The following is a 20756-nucleotide window of genomic DNA, read 5'->3' on the forward strand; positions in this document are numbered from 1 at the left end:
CAGTACCCCGTGATTCACAACCAACCGAGGCCACCCAACGTCACGCGCGTGGGTCATGCCGATCATCGTCGCGGTCGTCCGGTTTCGCGCTGGGTATCGAATCACTGACCTCAGCCACGACGTCACTCACGCCGATCGCGCCCGTCGCCGAGCTACTCGAACCCTCTTGCGGCACCGACTCGCCGGCCCCGATGATCGGCGCAGAACGAGGCTCCCTCCTCAGCACCGCGATCGATGCGGTCAGCGTTTCGACCTGCGCGTTCGGGTCGTCGTCCAAGCCCGGTCGACCGGCGTGCGTGACGCGCACGTGGGTGCCGTCGCGGTGGAACCGCAGCTTCCGCTCCGAGAACAACCAGGCGAGGCCGATCCCGAACGCCAGCAAGCCCGCTGCAGCGCTGATGAACAGCGTCGAACGCGGCCCGAGCGCGTCGGCCGCAGCGCCGACCAGCGGAGCGCCGATCGGCGTGCCCCCCATGAGAATCGCCATGTACAGCGCGAGCACTCGGCCGCGCACCGCAGGAGCCGCGGTCGTCTGCACGAAGCCGTTCGCAGTCGTCAGCATCGTGGAGATCGCGAGCCCGAAGAAGACGAGGGTAGCCGCGAACGTCCAGAAGCTCGGCATCACCGCCGCGACGACACTGACAATTCCGACACCGCCCACCGCAATGATGACCACGCGCATGCGGGCCGCCGGACGCCTCGCGGAAAGCAGCGCCCCCGCCAAAGACCCGATCGCGAGCACCGAGGAGAGTAATCCGTAGTCGCTCGCACCCCGGCCGAACTCGATCGCCATGGTCGACGAGATCACCGGGAAGTTCATGCTGAAGGCGCCAACGAGAAAGACCATCGCGAAGATCACCAGCAGGTCATGGCGGCCACGCACATACCGGAAGCCCGCGGAGAGCTGGCGCCACTGCGATTCACGGCGCCCCGTCTGCGGCGGTTTGACCCTGCGTGTGCGAATTGCCGCGAGCGCGCCGAGTACGGCGAGGAACGAGACCGCATTGATCATGAACACCCAGCCCGAACCGATCGCGGCAATCAGCACCCCCGCGACTGCGGGGCCGATCAGTCGCGCCGAATTGAACGAGGCGGAGTTCAGTGCGACCGCATTCGATGTCTGCTCGAGACCGACCAGGTCAGAAACGAAGGCCTGGCGCGAAGTCGTATCGAAGGCATTCACGACGCCGAGCGCAAGCGCGAACCCGTAGAGATGCCAAAGCTCTGCCTGCCCCGTGATCAACAGCACACCGAGGCCTGCTGCCAGCAGCATCAGCAACGACTGCGTCACCATGAGCACGCGTCGACGGTCGAAGCGATCGGCAACCGCCCCGCTGAACGGCACGAGTAGCAGCTGCGGGCCGAACTGCAATGCCATCGTCGTGCCGACGGCCGCCGCATTGGTATCGGTGAGTTCGGTCAGCACCACCCAGCTCTGCGTGGTGGCCTGCATCCAGGCTCCGATGTTCGACACCAGCGCTCCGAAGAACCAGATGCGGTAGTCGCGTACGGAGAGCGAGCGGAACATGCTTGACACGGTGCGGGCGACCTCCTGGGCTACCCCTCTACCTTACGCCCGCTCTCTGCAGACACCGGGGACGTGGGCGACCGAGCGTCCGGAATCCCCTGGCTGCAGACTAGAACTTCCCACCCATATCGAGCAGGCGGCGAATGCGATCCGGAATCGGCGGGTGGGTCGCGAAGAGGCGCTGCACCATGCCTGGCTTCAACGGATCCGCGATCCAGAGGTGCGCCATGCTGGACTGCTGGCGCTGCAGCGGCTGCCCGTAGGTCGAGAGTTTGTGGAGCGCGCTGGCAAGCGCTTCGGGGTGACGCGTCGTCATCGCACCAGTGGCATCGGCAAGGTATTCGCGCTGCCGCGACACCGCAAGCTGCACGACGGTTGCGACGAGCGGGGCTACCAGCATCGCAACCAATCCAAAGATCAGTACGACCGGATTGCCGTTGTTGTTATTGCGGCCGAAAAAGGCCATGCGCACGAGCACATCGGCGATCATGCCGACGGCCACCACGAGTCCGTACACGATCATCGACACGCGAATGTCGTAATTGCGCACGTGACCGAGCTCGTGGGCCATGACGCCTTCGAGCTCGGGATCGGTCATGAGATCGAGCAGCCCAGTGGTCGCCGCCACCATCGCGTGTTCGGGGTCGCGTCCCGTGGCGAAGGCGTTGGGGGCCGGGTCGTTCACGATGTAGACCTCGGGCATCGGGCTTCCCGTAGTGATCGACAGGTTTTCGACGATCCGGTAGAGCCGCGGGTGGTCGGCCTCGGTAATGCGTTGCGCGCCGCTCATCGAGATGGCCTGGCGCCCCGCCATGAAGTACTGGAACAGCGCGTAACCGATCGACACGACGACGACGACGACGATCACGATGCCCGGCGAACGATAGATCGTCGCCGCCAGGTAGCCGAGCCCACCGACGATGCCGAGAAACAGCAGAATGATCAGGAAGCTGTTGACCTTATTGCGGCGTATTGCGCGATACACGGCCCGCCCCGATTAGAACTGGATGCGCGGGGGCTCCGAGATCGAAGCGATGTCTTCGACCTCGAAGAACACGCGCTCCGTGAAGCCCATGCCGCGGGCGAACAGGGTGTTCGGAAACACCTGGATCTTCGTGTTGTACTCGCGCACACCACCGTTGTAGAACCGGCGCGACGCCTGAATCTTGTTCTCGGTGTCGACGAGTTCGCTCTGCAACTGCAAGAAGTTCTGGCTGGCCTGCAGCTGCGGGTAGGCCTCGGCCACCGCGAAGATGCTCTTCAAGGCCTGCTGCATGTGATTCTCAGCGGCCGACGCCTCAGCGGGGCCCTGTGCCGAAATGGTCTCGGCGCGCGCCTTGGTGACGTCTTCGAACACGGTCTTCTCGTGCGCCGCGTAGCCTTTCACGGTCTCGACGATCGCCGGGATCAGGTCGGCACGACGCTTCAGCTGCACCGTGATGTCGCTCCACGCTTCATCGACGCGCACGCGCAGCGTCACGAGCGAGTTGTACGTCGCCCAGACGTACCCGATGAGCACTACAAGCACGCCGACCACGACGAGCGTGGCAATCAATCCACCAGACATGGTTGGCATCTTACCGGTGGCGGCATTGAATCTGCTGGGATGGCTGCACGCTCACGGCACCGCAGGGCGCGACCTCGCCCGCGCTCGTTCGCGCCGTGCACGCTCACGGCGCAGTCGGGCAGCCCGAACGCGCATCAGCACCGCAAAAACGACGGCGACGAGGATCGCGGCGACGAGCACGAACTTGGCGAAGAGCACGCGGCCAGCCTAGTCGGCTCGACCGCCGGCTCAGTCACGCGACGCAGGCGGGCGGCTGCGCCGATGCCTCCACCAGACGTGCGTGGCGGTGAGGAACACGAGGGCACCGAACAGGGACTGTGCGATCACCCGAACAGGGACAGACCCCCGACACTGAAGAACACGCTCCAGTTCACGGCGAGGTCCGCGACCATCACGATGACGGCCGTCGGAGCCGCGGCCCGCGATCGGCGCACGAGCAGCACGATGATGAGCGGGTCGAGCACGGTGAGCAGCACCCAGAACCATCGAACGAGCATCGGGAAATCGGAATAGACGTCGCGCCCTCCGAGCACAAGATCGAGGGTGTGCGTGACGGTCCCCACCGCGAAGCCGAGGAGCCATACGGCGACGATCAACCGGGTTTTCGTCATCGTGCGCACGCCGCCAGTGTATTGCGGCGAAGGCCATGCAGTTCGCCTTGGCAGACGAAACTCTCAGCCTGGCCCAGCGACCCCACGGGCCGGCGACCTTATGGCCGCACCTGGTCCCCCCACAGGGATTCGAACCCTGACTGTGCCGATTTTAAGTCGGCTGCCTCTGCCAGTTGGGCTATAGGGGGCTCGTCCGATTCTCGCAGACTCTGCGAGGTAGAACGATCCGGCGCGAACGCCGGGTACGAGTAAGCCCCGCCATTGGGCAGAACGGCGGGGCCTACGGTCTCGGGGCGCCGGGCGAGCCGGCGCATCTGCTACGCGTCGCCGAGGCGGGCGCGGAGCTCGATCAGCTGCGCGGAGAGCGCTGTCGGAACCCGGTCACCGAACTGGCCGAAGAACTCTTCGGTCAGGTCGGCCTCGGCGAGCCACGAAGCGGGATCGATCGCGAACAGCTCATCGAGATCGCTCTGCGGCACCTCGATGCCGTCGAGGTTGAGCTCACCGGCTGCCGGAATCGTGCCGACCGCGGTCTCGCGACCCTCAACCGAGCCCTCGACGCTGCGAATGATCCAGTCGATGACACGAGAGTTCTCGCCGAATCCGGGCCACAGGAAGCGACCGTCGGCTCCCTTGCGGAACCAGTTGACCTGGAAGATCTTCGGCGCGTTTTCGCCGAGCTCCTGGCCCATCTCGAGCCAGTGGCCCCAGTAATCGGCCATGTTGTAGCCGCAGAACGGCAGCATGGCGAAGGGGTCGCGGCGCAGCTCACCGACGGTCCCCTCTTGGGCCGCGGTCTTCTCGGACGAGATGGTCGCGCCGACGAACACGCCGTGCTCCCACGACAGCGACTTGGCGACGAGCGGCACGTTTGTCGCACGACGACCTCCGAAGAGGATCGCGTCGAGCGGCACGCCGTTCTGCTCGTACCAATCCTGGGCGAGCGTCGGGGTCTGCTGGATGGGCACGGTGAAGCGCGAGTTGGGGTGAGCGGCGACGCGACCCGACTCGGGCGTCCACGACTCCCCCTGCCAGTCGGTGAGGTGCGCGGGCACCTCGTCGGTCTTGCCCTCCCACCACACGTCGCCGTCGTCGGTCAGCGCCACGTTCGTGAAGATCGTGTTGCCCCAGAGCGTCTCCACGGCGACAGGGTTCGTCGACTCGCCGGTGCCCGGTGCGACGCCGAAGAAACCGGCTTCGGGATTGATCGCGTAAAGACGCCCGTCGGTGCCGGGTCGCAGCCAGGCGATGTCATCGCCGATGGTCTCGACTTTCCAGCCCGGAATTGTGGGCTGCAACATCGCGAGGTTCGTCTTCCCGCATGCAGACGGGAACGCCGCCGACAGGTGGTACGCCTTGCCGCTCTCAGTGTTGGTCAGCTTGAGCAGCAGCATGTGCTCGGCGAGCCAGCCCTCGTTGCGGCCCATGACGCTCGCGATGCGCAGCGCGAAGCACTTCTTCGACAGCAGTGCGTTGCCGCCGTAGCCCGAACCGTACGACCACACTTCGAGGGTCTCCGGGAAGTGCGTGATGTACTTGGTGTCGTTGCACGGCCAGGCCACCTCCTGCTGACCGAACTCGAGGGGCGCACCCACCGAGTGCACGGTGCGCACCCATTCGCCGCCGGGGAGAATGCCGTCCAGCGCATCCTGCCCCATGCGCGTCATGATGCGCAGGTTGAGCACGGCGTACGGCGAATCGGTGATCTCGATGCCGAGCTGCGTAATGGCGCCGCCGACAGGGCCCATTGAGAAGGGTGCGACGTACATGGTGCGTCCGCGCATCGAGCCGGCGAAGAGCGGCATGAGCTCGCGCTTCATCGCGTCAGGGGCGACCCAGTTGTTGGTCGGGCCGGCGTCGGCTTCATCGATCGAGCAGATGAAGGTGCGATCCTCGACGCGCGCGACGTCGGAGGGGTTCGAGCGGGCGAGGAAGCTCCCCGGGCGCAGGTTCTTGTTGAGCGGGATCAACGTGCCCGCTTCGACCATCTCGCCGGTGATGCGATTCCACTCGTCTTGCGAGCCGTCGCACCAGACCACATACTCCGGCTGCGTCAGCTCGGCGACCTCGGTCACCCACTGCAGCACCTCTTCGTTGGTCGTCGTCGCGCCAGTGCGAACGAGATCGGCAATCGTGTTCTCGGTATCGATGGTCTGGGTCAGTGCCATGACGTGCTCCTCGGAATGTGACGCCGCCGGGCGAAGAACCGGCGACATGTCCATTCTGAGCGGGCCGTTCATCACTGATTCACCCTTTTAGGCAGAAATTTTCGCCATTTTTGACATATAGTCAAGGAATGACCCCTGAAGTGCCCCTAACGACCTCTGGATTCGACGACTCTGAACTCGACCGCCTCATTCTCGGGAAACGCATTCGTCACTTCCGCACCCGCGCGGGCCTCACCCTCGAGCAGCTCGGCGAGCGGGTCGGCGTGGTCGCCAGCCAACTGTCGCTGATCGAGAATGGTCGCCGCGAGCCCCGACTCGGGCTCCTGCAGAGCGTCTCCCGAGAACTCGGCATCGATGCGGCCGAACTGCTCAAGCGAGAGGCTCCGGATCGCCGCAGCACCCTCGAGGTCGAACTCGAGCGGGCGCAATCCACGCCGACCTACTCGCGGCTCGGACTCCCCCACGTGCGTACCCCGCGCACGTTGCCGGATGACACGCTCGAAGCCCTCGTGGGCTTGCACCGAGAATTGGCCCGGCGATCCCGCGCCGCCGCAACGACCTCGGAAGAGGCGCGCCGCGCGAACACCGCGATCCGCATGCAGATGCAAGCACGCGACAACTACATTCACGACATCGAGCTCGTCGCCTCCGATCTCATGCGCCGCATCGGCCACACACTCGGTGCTGTCACGCACCGCGAGGTTGCCATGCTCGCCGAGATGCTCGGATTCACCCTGATCTTCGTCGACGACCTGCCATCGAACACTCGCAGCATCACCGATCTCGAGAACGGGCGCATCTATTTGCCTCCGGCGTCGATTCCGGGCGGCCACGGCCTGCGCTCACTGGCCCTCCAAGCCATGGCGCACCGAGTGCTGGGGCATGCTGAGCCTTCGAGCTACGCAGAGTTCTTGCAGCAGCGCCTGCAGATCAACTACTTCGCAGCGGCGTGCCTCATCCCGGAGGCCCGCGCAGTCGAGTTTCTTCAGGCCGCCAAGCGCAATCGCAATCTCGCGATCGAAGATTTCCGCGACGCGTTCGGTGTCACCCACGAAGCCGCCTCGCACCGGTTCACCAACCTCGCCACCCAGCATCTCGACCTTCGCGCTCACCACTACCGGGCCGACGGTGCGGGTGCCATCGTGCGGGGATACCAGAACGACGGGCTCCCCTATCCTGCGGACGACTCCGGGTCGATCGAGGGCGAAGTGCTCTGCCACAAATGGGGCGGCCGCACCGCGTTCAACCGCCGCAATCGCACCAGCGAGTTCTACCAGTACACGGACACCCCCTCGGGCACTTACTGGTCGAGCGTACAGACTGGCGATGCCGAACTCGGTCCCTTCGCGATCGCCTGTGGCGTCGCCTTCGACGATGCGAAATGGTTTCGCGGTCGCGACACCACCGAACGGCAGGTATCGACCTGCCCCGACCCCGCCTGCTGCCGCACGCCGGCCGACGGCCTACTCACCAAGTGGCAGGGCAAGGCGTGGCCGAGCGCGCGCATGCACGCGCACGTGCTGTCACCGCTGCCGACCGGCACGTTCCCGGGCGTTGATGACACTGAGATGTACGAGTTCCTCGCGAAGCACTCGCCCGAAGCGTCGTAGCACGTCGCTCCCCGTCGAAGCACACTGAGTCGTGAAACGGGAGTGGCCCCGCAGCGGATGCTGCGGGGCCACTCCCGTTTCGTGCGGATTCGCGTTACGCCTTAGGACGCGACGCGAACTCCTCGAAGATGTCGCGGGGCTGCTGCACCGCTTCGATGTTGACGACGTCGCGACCCAGGAAGAAGTGGGAGACCCAGCCGCCGAACACGCGCCACTTGCGCTCCCACGAGGGGATCGCGAGGCCGTGGTAGAAGCGGTGCGCGAGCCACGCGAAGTAGCCCTTCATCGCAAACTTGCCCGACTGGAACACGCCGGTGTTCACTCCGAGACCGGCAACCGCGCCGGCGTTCTTGTGGTTGTACTCGGCGACGCCTTCGCCGCGCAGGTCCGCGACGATGTTCTTCGCGAGCAGCTTGCCCTGACGCACCGCGTGCTGCGCGTTGGGCACGCAGAAGCCGCCGGGGCCGGGGGTCGACGAGATGTCGGGGGTCTGCGAGGTGTCTCCGGCAGTCCACGCACCGACGAGGGCTTCGCCCTCCTCGGTGGTGATGCGGAGCGACGGGCTGCCGATGACGTGGCCACGGGGGCCGATCGGCAGGTCGGTGCCGCGCAGGAACGGACGGGGCATGACGCCGGCGGTCCAGACGATCAGGTCGGACTCGTACTTTTCGCCGGTCGACAGCTCGATGTTGCCGTCGAGCGCCGATGAGAGCTGCGTGTCGAGGTGGATCTGCACGCCGCGGCGCGTCTGATCCTTGACGACCCAGTCTGCCGTCTCCTGCGAGACCTCGGGCATGATGCGGCCCATCGCCTCGACGAGGTGGAAGACCGTCTCGTCGAACGAAATCTCGGGGTAACGACGCAGCAGCGAGGTCGCGAACGAGCGGAGCTCGGAGATCGTCTCGATACCGGCGAAGCCGCCGCCGACCACCGTGACGGTGAGCAGGCGCGCACGCTCGGCCGAATCCTTGGGCAGCGATGCAGCGCGCTCGAAGTTGCCGACCAGGCGATCGCGCACGGCGACGGCCTCTTCGATGGTCTTCATGCCGATCGCGTTGTCGGCGATGCCCGCGATCGGGAAGGTACGCGAGACCGAGCCGGTCGTGATGACGATGTGATCGTACGAGAAGTCGTACGCCTCGCCCACGTTCGGCGTGATCGTCACGGACTTCGTCGCATGCGAGATGCCGGTCACCTTGCCCGCGATGTTCGCGGTTTTGCTCAGGTGACGGCGGCGCGCGACCACCGCGTGGCGGGGCTCGATCGAACCGGATGCGACCTCGGGGAGGAAGGGCAGGTACGCCATGTAGGGCAGCGGATCGACGATCGTGACCTCAGCCTCACCGGCACGGAGCAGCTTCTCGAGCTTCCATGCGGTGTAGAAGCCGGCGTAGCCACCACCAACGATCAGAATCTTCTTCGCCACGTAGCGATCTCCTTGCAGCAATCAGTGTCGGACCCGCAGTGCGGGCACAGAAAAATCGGGCGCAACACGCCCGTGAGTCAAGCTTATCGCCTTTTCACAGCTCCGCGTGACGAGAACTGGGGCGTTTAGCCGTTCCAGTCGCTTCGCGCGAGCGCCAGGTCGCCGATCGGATTGACGCCCGGGCCGGCGGCCAGTGCGTGACCGATGAGCGCATGGAGGCACTTGACGCGGGTGGGCATGCCACCGGCGCTCACCCCGGCGACCTCGGGCACCTCGCCGACGCTGTCGCGATCGGCGATGAATTGCTCGTGCGCGCGCTGGTATTGCTCGCGCATCTCTGCATCTTCTGCCAGAAGGTCGTTGAACTCGTTCATCACACCTGCGGCTTCGAGGCGCGACGCCGCAGCAACCGCCTCGGGGTGGCAGAGGTAGTAGAACGTCGGGAACGGAGACCCGTCAGGGAGCCGCGGCGCGGTTGCCACGACTGCCGGGCTTCCGTCTGCGGCACGGGCTGCGATTCCGATCACGCCGCGCGCTTCGCGCCCGAGCTGCTCGCTCACCGCCGCGATGTCGGCATCAGTGGGTGCGGTGTAGGGCGGGCGGGTCATTGCGGGTACTCCTCGGAGGATGTCGCCGGGTCGACAGCGTCGGTGCCCGAAGCGGGGTCAGTGGTCTGGGTGGGTGCGGCGCCGTCGTCGGTCGATGCGCCGGCATCGACCGGAGGCGCATCCGTGGTGCCGGCGCTCAAAAACGATGCAGTCAGCGTGCGCGCCCAGTTCGTCGGGATGCGCGAGAGCTCGGCTTCCGTCTCTTCATCGGATTCGACCGGCATCACGATGTCGTCGATGACGTTGAGCTGGGTCTCCCCCGGCATGACGTAGAACAATCGATCGCGCGCCATGGCGCGCACGTAGACCGGGTCTTTCCATTTCGCCCGCTCGGCGTCGATGGCATCGACCGCTTCCTGGCTCTGCCGCACGCTTTCGCGCAGTTCAGAGATCTCTCGGCGCTGCTGCACGAACGTCGACAGGCTCGGGCTGACGATCACGGCACCGGCGAGCACGAGCACGACGACGACCACGGTGAATGCGCTGAATCGCAGGCTTGCAGCCCACGTTCCGATGTCATCGATCCAGCGCTTCATCGTGGTCGTCGTTTCGTACGTGCGGGGTGTTCGTCAGTGAGGCCGGGCGATTCCGGCTCAGGCCTCGAAGCGCGGGAACGCGCTGCGGCCGGCGTACTGCGCTGCAGCACCCAGCTCCTCTTCAATGCGGAGGAGCTGGTTGTACTTCGCGACGCGGTCGGACCGTGCCGGTGCGCCGGTCTTGATCTGGCCGCAGTCGGTCGCCACCGCGAGGTCGGCGATCGTCACGTCTTCGGTCTCGCCCGACCGGTGCGACATCACGGCCGTGTAGCCCGAGCGCTGCGCGAGCTGCACAGCGTCGAGGGTCTCGGTCAGCGTACCGATCTGGTTGACCTTGATGAGGATCGAGTTCGCCGCACCCTGTTCGATGCCCTGCGCCAGACGCTCAGGGTTCGTGACGAACAGGTCGTCGCCGACGAGCTGCACGCGCGCGCCGATTTCGTCGGTGAGGTGCTTCCACCCCTCCCAGTCGCTCTCGTCGAGGGGATCCTCGATCGAGACGAGCGGGTAGCGGTCGAGCAGATCGGCGTAGTAGGCGCTCATCTCGGCCGCAGTGCGCTGCTGGCCCTCGAACGTGTAGACGCCGTTCTCGAAGAACTCCGACGATGCCACATCGAGCGCCACGGCCACGTCACGGCCCGGCTCGTAGCCGGCGCGGGTGATGGCCTCGACGATCAAGTCGAGCGCCTCGGCATTGGTGGGCAGGTCGGGGGCGAAGCCGCCCTCGTCACCCAGGCCGGTCGACAGGCCCTTCTCGTTGAGCAGTGCCTTCAGCGAGTGGTAGACCTCGACGCCCCAGCGCAGGCCCTCGGAGAAGGTCTCGGCGCCGAGGGGCACCGCCATGAACTCCTGGATATCGACGCCGGTGTCGGCGTGCGCACCACCGTTGATGATGTTCATGAGCGGCACGGGGAGGGTGCGCGCGTTCGGGCCGCCGAGGTAGCGATAGAGGGGCAGCTCAGCCGCTGCGGCTGCAGCGTGGGCGACGGCGAGGCTGACGCCGAGGATCGCATTGGCGCCGACGCGCTCCTTGTTCTGGGTGCCGTCGACCTCCTTGAGCGTCTCGTCGATGATGCGCTGGTCGTCGGCCGAAAGACCCTCGATCGCCGGCGCGAGCTCGTCGAAGACGGCGTCGACGGCGCGGGTCACGCCCTTGCCGAGGTAGCGGTCTTCGCCGTCGCGCAGCTCGTACGCTTCGAACGCCCCGGTGGAGGCTCCCGACGGAACCGCAGCGCGGCCCACCGAATCGTCGGTCAGGCCGACCTCGACCTCAACGGTCGGGTTGCCTCGCGAATCGAGAATCTCTCGGGCGATCACTGCGTCGATAAAAGCCACTATGCGCTCCTTGAAGGGGTGTCCGGTGCCGGGTGAAAGCAAAGGGTGCGACGGGCGAACCCGCCGCACCCCAGTCTAGGGCACCGTCGGCTCAGCCCTCGGGCTGTTCGAACGCTTCCGGCCCCTGCTCAGCGGCCACCGGGTCCATGTACAGGAAGCCGAGCGAGTTGCCGTCGGGGTCGTCGAGATCGCGGGAGTACATAAAGCCGAGATCCTGCGCGGGGCGAGGCTCGCTGCCCCCGGCTGCGAGCCCCCTCGCGAGCACATCGTCGACGGCCTCGCGCGAGTCGCGGCTGAACGCGAGCGACACCTGCGCGGACTCGTGCGCGTTGATGATCGGCTTGTCGGTAAACGTGCCGAAGTACTCGCGCGTGAGCACCATGAAGAAAATGCTCTCGTCCCACACGACGCAGGCGGCGTTTTCATCGGTGAAGTTCGGATTGATCTCGCAGCCGAGCGCCGTGTAGAAGGCTTTCGACCGTTCCAGGTCGTCGGTGGCGAAGTTGACGAAGATCTGCGTGCTCATGGCATCCTCCAGGTTCGGCCCGCCCCGTCGGCGCGGCGCACTGGTAAGCGTGGCACCGCGCCGCCGTCGCGTCAATGCGCGATCGGCGTTGCGCGGGCCACCCGCAGCGCCGCGTCGTCAGTCAGCGAGTGAGCGGAGTTCCAGCGCGTCGGCATCCGAGACCCCGGCGCGCACGTTCGCGATACTCGTGAACCCCTCCGCGGCCACGCGAGCGAGCAGAGTCTTCATGTTCTTCTGCCGCTTCTCGAGCCGCACACGGTGCCCGCGCGACACGAGTTCGCGCTTGAGCGAGAGCAGGTCGGCGAGTTCCACGTCGGCGTCGGCGATGAGCGCAACCGACTCCGGCCCGGTGGTCTCGGGCAGTTCGATGAGATCGACGACGCGCTCGAAGCCGATCGAGAAGCCGACCGCTGGCACGTCTTGACCCAGGAAGCGCCCCACCATGCCGTCGTACCGTCCGCCGCCGCCCACCGAACTGCCGGAGCCGGGGTGCGCGACCTCGAAAATCGTGCCGGTGTAGTACCCCATGCCCCGCACGAGGGTCGGATCAAACTGCACGCTCACGCCCTCAGGCAGGCTTCCGGCGAGTGCGTCACCCAAAGCGGCAAGATTGTCGACGCCGGCCTCGGCAGCACCCTCGGGCAGTACTGCGGCGATCGCCTCGCGCGTGAGCGCGATTCCGGCTCCGGATCCGTCGGCCCCGAGCAGCGGTTCGACCGCGGCGAGCACCGCTCCGATGCGCTCGGCGCCGGCCGCGTCGATCTCGCGGAGCTCTTCGACGACGCCCGAGGCGCCGATCTTATCGAGCTTGTCGATCGTGATGAGGGCGCGGTCATGGGTCTCGGCTGGGAACCCGCAGTGCTCGAGCAGGCCGAACAGGATGCGGCGATCGTTGACGCGAATCACGCACCCGGCGAGCCCGAGCGCGGCAAGCGCCTGCGAGGTCGCCGTTATGAGCTCGATCTCGGCGAGCAGCCCGGCCTCGCCGATGATGTCGATATCCGCCTGGACGAACTGGCGGTAGCGACCCTTCTGCGGGCGCTCGGCGCGCCAGACCGGCGCGATCTGAATCGAGCGGAACACCGGCGGCAGCTCCGCCCGGTGCGAGGCGTAGAAGCGTGTGAGCGGCACCGTCAGGTCGAATCGGAGCCCCAGATCGGCCAGCTGCTCAGCATCACCCGACTCGGCTGCCGCAGCCAACGACTCGGGGCGGATCCCGCGCTTCAGAATGGAGAAGCTGAGCTTCTCGTTGTCACCGCCGAGCCCGGCGTGCAGACGCGCATAGTCTTCGACCACCGGGGTCTCGATCTCATCGAAACCGTGCGAGCGATACACGCTCTTGATGATCCCGAGCGCGTGCTCGCGACGCGCCTTGTCAGCGGGAAGGAAGTCGCGCATGCCGCGCGGCGGGTTCACGGGTTGGGCCATGGTTCACCATTCTTTCACGGCACCGAACGCACCGTGCACCGCCCACGCGCGGCACCGGATCGCCCGGAGTCAGATCAGCCCTCGTCGTGCAGCACGCGCGCGGTCAGACGCTCCACCGCGAGTCGCAGTGCGCGATCGGGATCGACCCCGGCACGGTTCGCCCGCATGATCATCGCGAGCATGGAGTCACCGATGCCGAACTCTGCGAGGCGCTGCTCGTCGGGACCGATCACCGCCGCGAGCGGGTCCTCAGGCGAGCTGTCGCCCGCGCCCGGATCCACGAGCCCCGCGCGCTTCAGGCGCTCCACGACCTTCGCGGCACGGGCGAGCGTGGGCATCCCCGCCGGAATTCCCTCGAGTGGGCCGCGTGACCCGCGCGCCTCCCCCGCGGCGTCCTCTTTCAACCGCTCCCACTCCGCGTGGAGCTCGTCGACACTCATGTAGCCGCGATCACCGAACACGTGCGGATGACGCGACACCAACTTGTCGTTGAGGGTGCGCGCCACGCCGTCGATGTCGTACCCCTCGCCGTCACGTTCGGCGATCGCTGCGTGGAACAGCACTTGGTAGAGCACGTCGCCGAGCTCAGACTGCATCTCATCGGCGGGCAGTTCGCGCTCGATCGCATCGATGAGCTCGGCAGTCTCTTCGACCAAGAACTGTGTCAGCGATTCGTGCGTCTGCACCTCGTGCCAGGCACAGCCTCCGGGAGCGACGAGCCGACGGATCGTGGCCAGCAATGCATCGAAGGGATTCGGACGTCCGGCTGCAACAGCTTCGCTCGTCATACTCCAACACCCTATCGGGCGCGCGAAGCCTGTGTGATTGCTGTTAGCCTAGTCGCGCCCCGGGGAATCACGTTGGGGCACCGACGAACAAGGGGAATCCACACATGGAAAAGAAGTCTGTCTTCAAGCTCGCCGGCGTGCTGGGCGCTGCCGCACTCACACTCAGCCTGGCAGCGTGCTCGGGCGGCCAGAGCGTTGCAGAGGCCTGCCAGGTCGCGAACAGCACGGTGAACGACGCGACGGGTGATCTGCAGAGCATCATGAGCGAGGTCACGTCGGGCGGCGGCGACATCGCCTCCGCTTTCGAGCCCATCAGCGCAGCGCTCGATGAGGCCAAGTCGAAGGTCACGAACGAAGAGGTGTCGACGGCGCTTGCCGACGTCACCGATCAGTTCAACGCCATGAGCGACACGCTCTCGGGGTTCGAGATCCCGGACACGAGCAACATCGACCCCAGTGACCCCGACCAGATGGCGGAGCTCGAGAAGTTCCAGGAGGAGTCGGCGGAGATCTCCTCGAAGCTCCAGGAGCAGTCGTCTTCACTGACCGAGGCCGGTCAGAAGCTGCAGGAAGTCTGCAACGCCGGCTGACCCAGTCGTTGTGCAGGTCGGGCCCCGATTCCATACGACGGAATCGGGGCCCGACCTGTGTCACGGGTCAGCTGGGTGCGGGCGCGTCGGGCTCCAGGAGCGTGGCGAGTACCCGTGTCGTCCAGGCGACGATGTCGCTCTCGTCGCCCACGTGCTTCTGACCGACGCCGGCGAGCGGGCTGCGCGACGAGGCGGTACCGCCGGGCAACGGGATCTGCAGGCTCTCGGTCGCTTCGACGGTGCGCGAGCCCGGGTACATCCGATTCATGCGCATACGGCGCGAGTCAGGAAGCTTGACGGGTTCGATGCGGAGCGACGGGCCCGCAGCGACAACTTTCGTGAGGCCGAGTCGCGAGGCGCGACGGCGCAGTGCCGAGACTGCGGCGAGCCGCTCGACCTCGGCGGGCGGGGCGCCGTAGCGGTCGGTGAGTTCTTCGAGCACGAGCGCCACGTGCTCTTCGGGGGCCTGTGGGTGGGAGGCCGCCGAGAACTTCTGGTAGGCCTCGAGACGCAGACGCTCGCTCTCGACGTATTCCTCGGGAATATGGGCGTCGACCGGCAGTTCGAGCACGAGCTCGTGGGAACCTGCGACGTCTTCACCCTTGAACGTGCTGACGGCTTCGCCGATCATGCGCAAATACAGGTCGAAGCCGACACCGGCGATGTGACCCGACTGCTCGCCGCCGAGCAGGTTGCCGGCGCCGCGCAACTCGAGGTCCTTCAGCGCGACCTGCATGCCTGCGCCGAGCTCGTTGTTCGTGGCGAGCGTGTCGAGGCGCTCATGCGCGTGCTCGGTGAGCGGCTTATCGGGATCGTAGAGGAAGTAGGCGTAGGCGCGCTCGCGACTGCGCCCGACACGACCGCGCAGCTGGTGCAGCTGGCTGAGTCCGTACTTGTCGGCGGCATCGATGATGATCGTGTTGGCGTTCGCAATGTCGAGGCCGGTTTCGATGATGGTGGTCGACACCAGCACGTCGAACTTGCGCTCCCAGAAGTCTTGCACGACCTGTTCGAGCTGATGCTCGCTCAGCTTGCCGTGCGCCACGGCGACGCGGGCTTCGGGCACGAGTTCGGCGATCTGGTTCGCGATGCGCGTGATCGACTGCACCCGGTTGTGCACGAAGAACACCTGCCCCTCGCGCAGGAGTTCGCGACGAATCGCAGCGGTGATCTGCTTGTCACTGCGCGGACCGACGAACGTGAGAATCGGATGACGGTCTTCTGGCGCGGTCGCGAGTGTAGACATTTCACGGATGCCGGTCACGGCCATCTCAAGCGTACGCGGGATGGGCGTCGCGCTCATCGCGAGGATGTCGACGTTGGTCTTCAGCTTCTTGAGCGAGTCCTTGTGCTCGACGCCGAAACGCTGCTCCTCGTCGATGATGACGAGGCCGAGGTCTTTGTAGCGCACGCTCTCGGCCAGCAGCCGGTGGGTGCCGATGACGACGTCGACGGTGCCGGCGGCAAGCCCGTCGAGGGTATCGCGCGACTCCTTCTCGGTCTGGAATCGACTGAGCGGGCGCAGTCGCACGGGGAACCCGGCGAAACGATTCTGGAACGTCTCGAGATGCTGGTTCACGAGCAGCGTCGTCGGTACGAGCATCGCGACCTGCTTGCCGTCTTGCACCGCCTTGAAGGCAGCGCGCACCGCGACCTCGGTCTTACCGAAGCCGACGTCGCCCGCAATCAGGCGATCCATCGGAATCGACCGCTCCATGTCGCGCTTCACCTCGTCGATGGTGGTGAGCTGGTCGAGCGTCTCGGCGTACGGGAACGCTTCTTCGAGCTCGTGCTGCCACGGGGTGTCGGTGGAAAAGGCGAAACCCTGAGAGGCCACGCGCGCCGAGTAGAGCTTCACCAGCTCGACGGCGATGTCGCGGACCGCCTTGCGCGCCTTCTTCTTCGCGGTCGCCCAATCGCTACCGCCCATCTTCGACAGGGCCGGGGCCTCGCCGCCGACATACCGGGAGAGCTGATCGAGTTGATCGGTCGGCACATACAGTTTGTCTTTCGGCATGTTGCGCTTGGTCGAGGCGTACTCAAGCACCAGGTATTCGCGCAGCGCCTTCGTCGCATCACGCCCGACGCCAGTCGGCACCATCCGCTGCGTCAACTCGACGAACTGGCCGATGCCGTGCGTCTCGTGCACGACGTAGTCGCCCGGCACGAGCTTGAGCGGGTCGACGACATTCTTGCCGCGCCGTTTCGCGAGCTTTTGGCCTGCCGCCGCCTGAGCCCCGGCAGAGCGCCCGAAGAACTCGGCCTCGGTCGCAACGAGCAGGCGCGCCTCGCCGCTCTCGAAGCCCGACCAGGCTGTTCCGGCAACGAGGTAAACCACGCCGTCGTCGAGGGACTCGGGCAGCTCCTCGACGATGCGTGCGGCGGCGCCGGCCTCGGCCAGCACGTCGCGTGCCCGCTCCACGAGCCCGATGCCCTGCGCGGTGACGATCGCGTGCCAGCCGTCGCGCAGGCGCTCGCCGATGAGTCGAATCGCGGCGCCGGTCGCCTCGCCGACCTGCGCCGGCCGCGGGAACGCCCCGGCGTGCACGGCCAACACCGAGGGATCATTCGTCGGCGCGACTGCGCCTGAGACGGCTTCGTCACGAACAAAGTTGGAGACCGACCACCAGGGCCGCCCCGCTGAGGCGGCGCGGAGTTGGCCGATGGACAGCATGCCGCTGTCGTCGACCGGCACCGGAGCGTCGGCACCCGCCGTCGCAGCCTGCCAGGCCGCCTCCAAGAACTCTCGGTTCGTCTCGGCGAGACTCACCGACCGGCTGGCCACGCGCTCTGGCGACGCGACGAGCACGGCGCCGCCCTCGGGCAGCAGCGCGGTCAACGGTGAGACGCCAGGAAGCAGCTGCGGCAACAGACTCTCCATGCCCTCGACCGGAATGCCCTGACTGATTTTTTCGAGGAGCGAACTGAGCGCCGGAAATTGCGGCAGGAGCTCGGCCGCACGTGCACGCACGTCGGGGGTGAGCAGCAGCTCACGCGCCGGCCACAACTCGATACCGGGCAAGGGATCGCCGGCACTGCGCTGATCTGAGACCGCGAAGCGCTTGATCTGATCGACTTCGTCACCGAAGAAGTCGACGCGCACGGCCTGTTCGGCCGTCGGCGGGAAGACGTCGAGGATGCCGCCGCGCACGGCGAACTCGCCACGACGCGTGACCATGTCGACGCGGGTGTACGCCGCGTCGACGAGACCGCGCGCCACCGATTCGAGCCCGTCGGAATCGGCGCCCGCGGTGAGCACGATCGGTGAGGCCGCAGCCGCGTGCGGTGACACCGGCTGCAGCGCGGCGCGCACCGAGGCCACCACGATGAGCGGCTCCTCACCGGTGTGCTCACGCAGGAGACGCAGAGCGGCAGCCCGGCGACCCACCGTTTCAGCACTCGGGCTGAGACGCTCGTGCGGCAGCGTCTCCCATGCGGGGAATTCTGTGGCGATGGCCTCGGGCACCAGCGACGCGAGCGCGCTGCGGAGCGCGTCGGCCTCGCGGCTGGTCGCGGCGATGACGAGCAGCGCGCCACGATCGCCCCCGGCACGGCGTCGGCGCAGCATGCCCGCGATCAGCGGGGCCCGCAGCCCTTCGACAACCGAAAGCTCGACATCGGAGTCGCTCGCGTCAAGCGCGGTGGAGAACGACGCGGATGCCTCGAGCAGACGGTCGAGGCCCCGCAGCGTCACTGCGCGCTCCGGCTGTGGAAGCGCTGCTGGGCAGCGAGCAGCCCCTCATCGATGAGCGCCTCGGCCGCGTCGGCTGCGTCTTCGAGCAGCACACCGAGGTTCGCGCGCTCAGAAGTGCCGAAGGGCTTCAACACGAAATCTGCCGGGTCTTGCTGCCCCGGGGGTCGACCGATGCCGATGCGCACGCGGAGGAACTCAGGTGTCGCAAGCGCTTTCGCGATGTCGCGGAGCCCGTTGTGGCCGCCGTGGCCGCCGCCCTGCTTGAGCTTCACGGTGTCGAACGGGAGGTCGAGTTCGTCGTGCAGCACGATGACGCGCTCAGCGGGCACCCCGAAGTACTTTGCGAGCGCCGAGGTCGGGCCGCCCGACGTGTTCATGTACCCGTTCGACTTGGCGAGCACGAGCTTGGGCCCGCCGGGTCGCACGCGCCCCTCGGCGACGCGAGAACCGGTGCGGTGCGCCGAGAACGTGCCACCGATGCGCCCAGCGAGCACGTCGAGTGCCATCTGGCCGACATTGTGCCGCGTCGCCTCGTACTTCGCGCCCGGGTTCCCGAGACCCACGACGAGCCAACTGTCATCGGACACGTGATCCTCCGCTTTCTTTCGCTTGCGCCAGAACATTCGTTCCCCTCTCGGCACCTATCTTCGCAGGCGCTTCCGACATCTCTGGAGAAACGAACGGCCCGTCGGCCGGCGACGCATCGCCGAGCCGACGGGCCCGAATTCGAGAGAAGATTTACTCCGCAGCGGCGTCCTCAGCCGACTCCTCGTCATCGCCTGCCGCGCCGCGGGGCACGACGACGTTCACGATGAGCTGCTCGGGATCGCCCAGCAGGGTGGCGCCCTTGGGAAGCTTGACGGCACCGGCGAGCACCTGCGCACCCTCTTCGAGACCGTCAACGTTGACCTCAACGCTCTCGGGAATCGATGCCGCAGGAGCGCTGATGTGGAGGGTATTGAGCTCCTGCAGCGCCTGGGTGCCCGAGAACGACTCACCGATCACGTGCACGGTTACCTCGACGTCGACCGTCTCGCCCTTCTTCACGACGATGAGGTCGACGTGCTCGATGATCTGGCGCACCGGATCCTTCTGCACATCCTTGACGAGCACGAGCTGATTCTTGCCCGCGATGTCGAGCTCGATGATCGCGTTCTTCTGACGCAGGATCAGGCTCAGCGGGTGAGTGTCGATCGATACGTGGATCGGCTCCGTGCCGTGACCGTACACCACTGCGGGGGTCTGACCTGCGGCGCGAAGCTTGCGGGCCGCGCCCTTGCCGAAGTTGTCGCGCGCGTTGCCGACGAGCTGGTTCTTCTCGCTCATAGTGATATCTCCTTGCGGGCTCTCGCCCAATGAGGGCGGTCTGGCCGCCGGAATTGGTGTCTCGCACTTGCGTAGCTACGCAGCAAGATGGCCCGCTGAGGCAGTCCGTCCCGCGTCGATCACGGGCTCGAAGGCCCCTCGCCGAAGTACAGCCACTGAGTCTACACCATGGTTTTCGAGCGACCGGGTCGCTGCGGCGCTCGGTCGGTGCGCGATGCACTCGGTGTCGCGGCGCGGCCGTGGATGCGGGTCGACAGCGATTTGGCCGCGGCCCGCACTTCTGCCGCCAAACCCGAAGCCACCTCGGGCGCCACGCCCGCTGCAGGATAGGTCACTGCGATGGCTGCCACCGGCCACCCCCGATGATCGAGCACCGGCACCCCGATCGACGAGAGGCCGGCGGTCACCGACCCCTCCTCCAATGCGTAGCCGCGCGTCATTGTGGCATCGAGCACGCTGCGGAGTCGGGAGTAACGGTCGATCCCGTCAGGGTCGTCATGCCGGTGCACGAACGCCTCGCGGTCGGGGAAGAGGGCGCGCACCTGCGCCTTCGGCAGCGCCGCGAGAATGGCGCGGCCGCTCGCGGTGAGCTGCATGGGCAGGCGCACGTCGACGTCAGTCACGAGCGGCGGCGATTCGGGAGCCCGCTCCTCGACGACGTAGAGCACGTCGCGCCCGTGGGGAACGGCGAGGTGCCCGCTGAGCCGCACCCGATCGACGAGTGCGGCCAGCAGCGGGCGCCCGATGCGGGCGAGCGGCTCCTGGCGCTCGTACGCAGAGCTCAGTTCGACCGCGGCAATGCCGAGGCCGTACCGTCGCTCCTCGGGGAGGTGCATGACGAACCCGTGCTCCTGCAGCGTGTCGAGCAGGTGATACACCGTCGACCGCGGCAGGTCGAGTTGCCCGGCGATCATGCTCGCGGCGAGCGGTCCGCGCGAGCTCGCGAGCAGCCTCAGGATGCGCAGCGTGTGATCGGCTGCGGGAACCTTCGGCGTCACCATCTCCGCAGCCTATC

General features: G+C 66.6%; 19 protein-coding genes and 1 tRNA gene. 2 read left to right on the forward strand and 18 right to left on the reverse strand.

What is annotated here, in order from left to right; all coding sequences use genetic code 11:
* Positions 1–40 precede the first annotated feature (40 nt).
* The 7 genes from ACZF5Y_RS11015 to ACZF5Y_RS11045 all read right to left on the reverse strand — a co-directional run bounded on the left by ACZF5Y_RS11015 (position 41) and on the right by ACZF5Y_RS11045 (position 5874).
* Positions 41–1528, reverse strand: a complete 1488-nt coding sequence (locus ACZF5Y_RS11015) for an MFS transporter (RefSeq protein ID WP_497532690.1) — start codon at positions 1526–1528, stop codon at positions 41–43.
* Positions 1529–1637: 109 nt separating this feature from the next.
* Positions 1638–2513, reverse strand: a complete 876-nt coding sequence (locus ACZF5Y_RS11020; RefSeq protein WP_497532691.1) for a M48 family metalloprotease — start codon at positions 2511–2513, stop codon at positions 1638–1640.
* 12 nt (positions 2514–2525) lie between these two features.
* A complete protein-coding gene (locus ACZF5Y_RS11025; protein WP_497532692.1) occupies positions 2526–3095 on the reverse strand; it encodes a LemA family protein in 570 nt (189 codons plus the stop codon).
* A gap of 51 nt (positions 3096–3146) precedes the next feature.
* A complete protein-coding gene (locus ACZF5Y_RS11030; protein ID WP_497532693.1) occupies positions 3147–3293 on the reverse strand; it encodes a hypothetical protein in 147 nt (48 codons plus the stop codon).
* 125 nt (positions 3294–3418) lie between these two features.
* Complete coding sequence (locus tag ACZF5Y_RS11035; RefSeq protein WP_497532694.1) at positions 3419–3715, reverse strand: hypothetical protein; 297 nt, start codon at positions 3713–3715, stop codon at positions 3419–3421.
* Positions 3716–3817: 102 nt separating this feature from the next.
* A tRNA-Leu gene (locus ACZF5Y_RS11040) sits at positions 3818–3894 on the reverse strand.
* A 129-nt stretch (positions 3895–4023) separates the two neighbouring features.
* Positions 4024–5874 carry a phosphoenolpyruvate carboxykinase (GTP) gene (locus ACZF5Y_RS11045; RefSeq protein WP_497532695.1) on the reverse strand — a complete coding sequence of 617 codons (1851 nt, stop codon included), beginning with the start codon at positions 5872–5874 and terminating at the stop codon, positions 4024–4026.
* Between the two features lie 128 nt (positions 5875–6002).
* Here ACZF5Y_RS11045 and ACZF5Y_RS11050 point away from each other — a divergent pair, with 128 nt between their 5' ends.
* The gene (locus tag ACZF5Y_RS11050) at positions 6003–7484 is read left to right on the forward strand and encodes a helix-turn-helix domain-containing protein (RefSeq protein ID WP_497532696.1); all 1482 of its coding nucleotides are present in this window, start codon (positions 6003–6005) and stop codon (positions 7482–7484) included.
* 94 nt (positions 7485–7578) lie between these two features.
* Here the strand turns inward: ACZF5Y_RS11050 and ACZF5Y_RS11055 are convergent, their stop codons facing one another.
* The 7 genes from ACZF5Y_RS11055 to ACZF5Y_RS11085 all read right to left on the reverse strand — a co-directional run bounded on the left by ACZF5Y_RS11055 (position 7579) and on the right by ACZF5Y_RS11085 (position 14131).
* Positions 7579–8910, reverse strand: a complete 1332-nt coding sequence (locus ACZF5Y_RS11055) for an NAD(P)/FAD-dependent oxidoreductase (RefSeq protein ID WP_053353506.1) — start codon at positions 8908–8910, stop codon at positions 7579–7581.
* A 125-nt stretch (positions 8911–9035) separates the two neighbouring features.
* Positions 9036–9518, reverse strand: a complete 483-nt coding sequence (locus ACZF5Y_RS11060) for a DUF501 domain-containing protein (RefSeq protein WP_497532697.1) — start codon at positions 9516–9518, stop codon at positions 9036–9038.
* Positions 9515–10054, reverse strand: coding sequence for an FtsB family cell division protein (locus ACZF5Y_RS11065; protein WP_497532698.1), 540 nt, complete (start codon positions 10052–10054; stop codon positions 9515–9517). The genes ACZF5Y_RS11060 and ACZF5Y_RS11065 overlap by 4 nt, the downstream gene beginning before the upstream one ends.
* 57 nt (positions 10055–10111) lie before the next feature.
* Complete coding sequence (eno, locus tag ACZF5Y_RS11070) at positions 10112–11389, reverse strand: phosphopyruvate hydratase (protein ID WP_497532699.1); 1278 nt, start codon at positions 11387–11389, stop codon at positions 10112–10114.
* Positions 11390–11480: 91 nt separating this feature from the next.
* Positions 11481–11915: a VOC family protein gene (locus tag ACZF5Y_RS11075; protein WP_497532700.1), complete on the reverse strand. Its 435-nt coding sequence runs from the start codon at positions 11913–11915 to the stop codon at positions 11481–11483.
* Positions 11916–12032: 117 nt separating this feature from the next.
* A complete protein-coding gene (gene hisS, locus ACZF5Y_RS11080) occupies positions 12033–13343 on the reverse strand; it encodes a histidine--tRNA ligase (RefSeq protein ID WP_497532701.1) in 1311 nt (436 codons plus the stop codon).
* Positions 13344–13417: 74 nt separating this feature from the next.
* The gene (locus tag ACZF5Y_RS11085; protein WP_497532702.1) at positions 13418–14131 is read right to left on the reverse strand and encodes a MazG nucleotide pyrophosphohydrolase domain-containing protein; all 714 of its coding nucleotides are present in this window, start codon (positions 14129–14131) and stop codon (positions 13418–13420) included.
* A 104-nt stretch (positions 14132–14235) separates the two neighbouring features.
* On the opposite strand from ACZF5Y_RS11085, the gene ACZF5Y_RS11090 reads away from it, so the two are divergent.
* Positions 14236–14721 (forward strand): hypothetical protein, encoded by a 486-nt coding sequence (locus tag ACZF5Y_RS11090; RefSeq protein WP_497532703.1) that lies wholly within the window; start codon positions 14236–14238, stop codon positions 14719–14721.
* 67 nt (positions 14722–14788) lie between these two features.
* Here the strand turns inward: ACZF5Y_RS11090 and mfd are convergent, their stop codons facing one another.
* From mfd to ACZF5Y_RS11110, 4 genes are all read right to left on the reverse strand, one after another.
* A complete protein-coding gene (gene mfd, locus ACZF5Y_RS11095) occupies positions 14789–18415 on the reverse strand; it encodes a transcription-repair coupling factor (protein ID WP_497532704.1) in 3627 nt (1208 codons plus the stop codon).
* Positions 18412–19038, reverse strand: a complete 627-nt coding sequence (pth, locus tag ACZF5Y_RS11100; RefSeq protein WP_497532705.1) for an aminoacyl-tRNA hydrolase — start codon at positions 19036–19038, stop codon at positions 18412–18414. The genes mfd and pth overlap by 4 nt, the downstream gene beginning before the upstream one ends.
* Positions 19039–19153: 115 nt before the next feature.
* A complete protein-coding gene (locus ACZF5Y_RS11105; RefSeq protein WP_497532706.1) occupies positions 19154–19741 on the reverse strand; it encodes a 50S ribosomal protein L25/general stress protein Ctc in 588 nt (195 codons plus the stop codon).
* A gap of 161 nt (positions 19742–19902) precedes the next feature.
* Positions 19903–20742 (reverse strand): IclR family transcriptional regulator, encoded by an 840-nt coding sequence (locus ACZF5Y_RS11110; protein WP_497532707.1) that lies wholly within the window; start codon positions 20740–20742, stop codon positions 19903–19905.
* Between the last annotated feature and the right edge of the window lie 14 nt (positions 20743–20756).

Source organism: Leucobacter sp. WKLB1, assembly GCF_059696215.1.

What these genes read in the sequence shown, in the direction of transcription:
- ACZF5Y_RS11015 (WP_497532690.1), bottom strand. Translation starts at nt 1,528, where the DNA reads ATGTTCCGCTCGCTCTCCGTACGCGACTACCGCATCTGGTTCTTCGGA.
- ACZF5Y_RS11025 (WP_497532692.1), bottom strand. Translation starts at nt 3,095, where the DNA reads ATGTCTGGTGGATTGATTGCCACGCTCGTCGTGGTCGGCGTGCTTGTA.
- ACZF5Y_RS11045 (WP_497532695.1), bottom strand. Translation starts at nt 5,874, where the DNA reads ATGGCACTGACCCAGACCATCGATACCGAGAACACGATTGCCGATCTC.
- ACZF5Y_RS11050 (WP_497532696.1), top strand. Translation starts at nt 6,003, where the DNA reads ATGACCCCTGAAGTGCCCCTAACGACCTCTGGATTCGACGACTCTGAA.
- ACZF5Y_RS11060 (WP_497532697.1), bottom strand. Translation starts at nt 9,518, where the DNA reads ATGACCCGCCCGCCCTACACCGCACCCACTGATGCCGACATCGCGGCG.
- ACZF5Y_RS11065 (WP_497532698.1), bottom strand. Translation starts at nt 10,054, where the DNA reads ATGAAGCGCTGGATCGATGACATCGGAACGTGGGCTGCAAGCCTGCGA.
- ACZF5Y_RS11075 (WP_497532700.1), bottom strand. Translation starts at nt 11,915, where the DNA reads ATGAGCACGCAGATCTTCGTCAACTTCGCCACCGACGACCTGGAACGG.
- hisS (WP_497532701.1), bottom strand. Translation starts at nt 13,343, where the DNA reads ATGGCCCAACCCGTGAACCCGCCGCGCGGCATGCGCGACTTCCTTCCC.
- ACZF5Y_RS11085 (WP_497532702.1), bottom strand. Translation starts at nt 14,131, where the DNA reads ATGACGAGCGAAGCTGTTGCAGCCGGACGTCCGAATCCCTTCGATGCA.
- ACZF5Y_RS11090 (WP_497532703.1), top strand. Translation starts at nt 14,236, where the DNA reads ATGGAAAAGAAGTCTGTCTTCAAGCTCGCCGGCGTGCTGGGCGCTGCC.
- pth (WP_497532705.1), bottom strand. Translation starts at nt 19,038, where the DNA reads ATGTTCTGGCGCAAGCGAAAGAAAGCGGAGGATCACGTGTCCGATGAC.
- ACZF5Y_RS11105 (WP_497532706.1), bottom strand. Translation starts at nt 19,741, where the DNA reads ATGAGCGAGAAGAACCAGCTCGTCGGCAACGCGCGCGACAACTTCGGC.
- ACZF5Y_RS11110 (WP_497532707.1), bottom strand. Translation starts at nt 20,742, where the DNA reads ATGGTGACGCCGAAGGTTCCCGCAGCCGATCACACGCTGCGCATCCTG.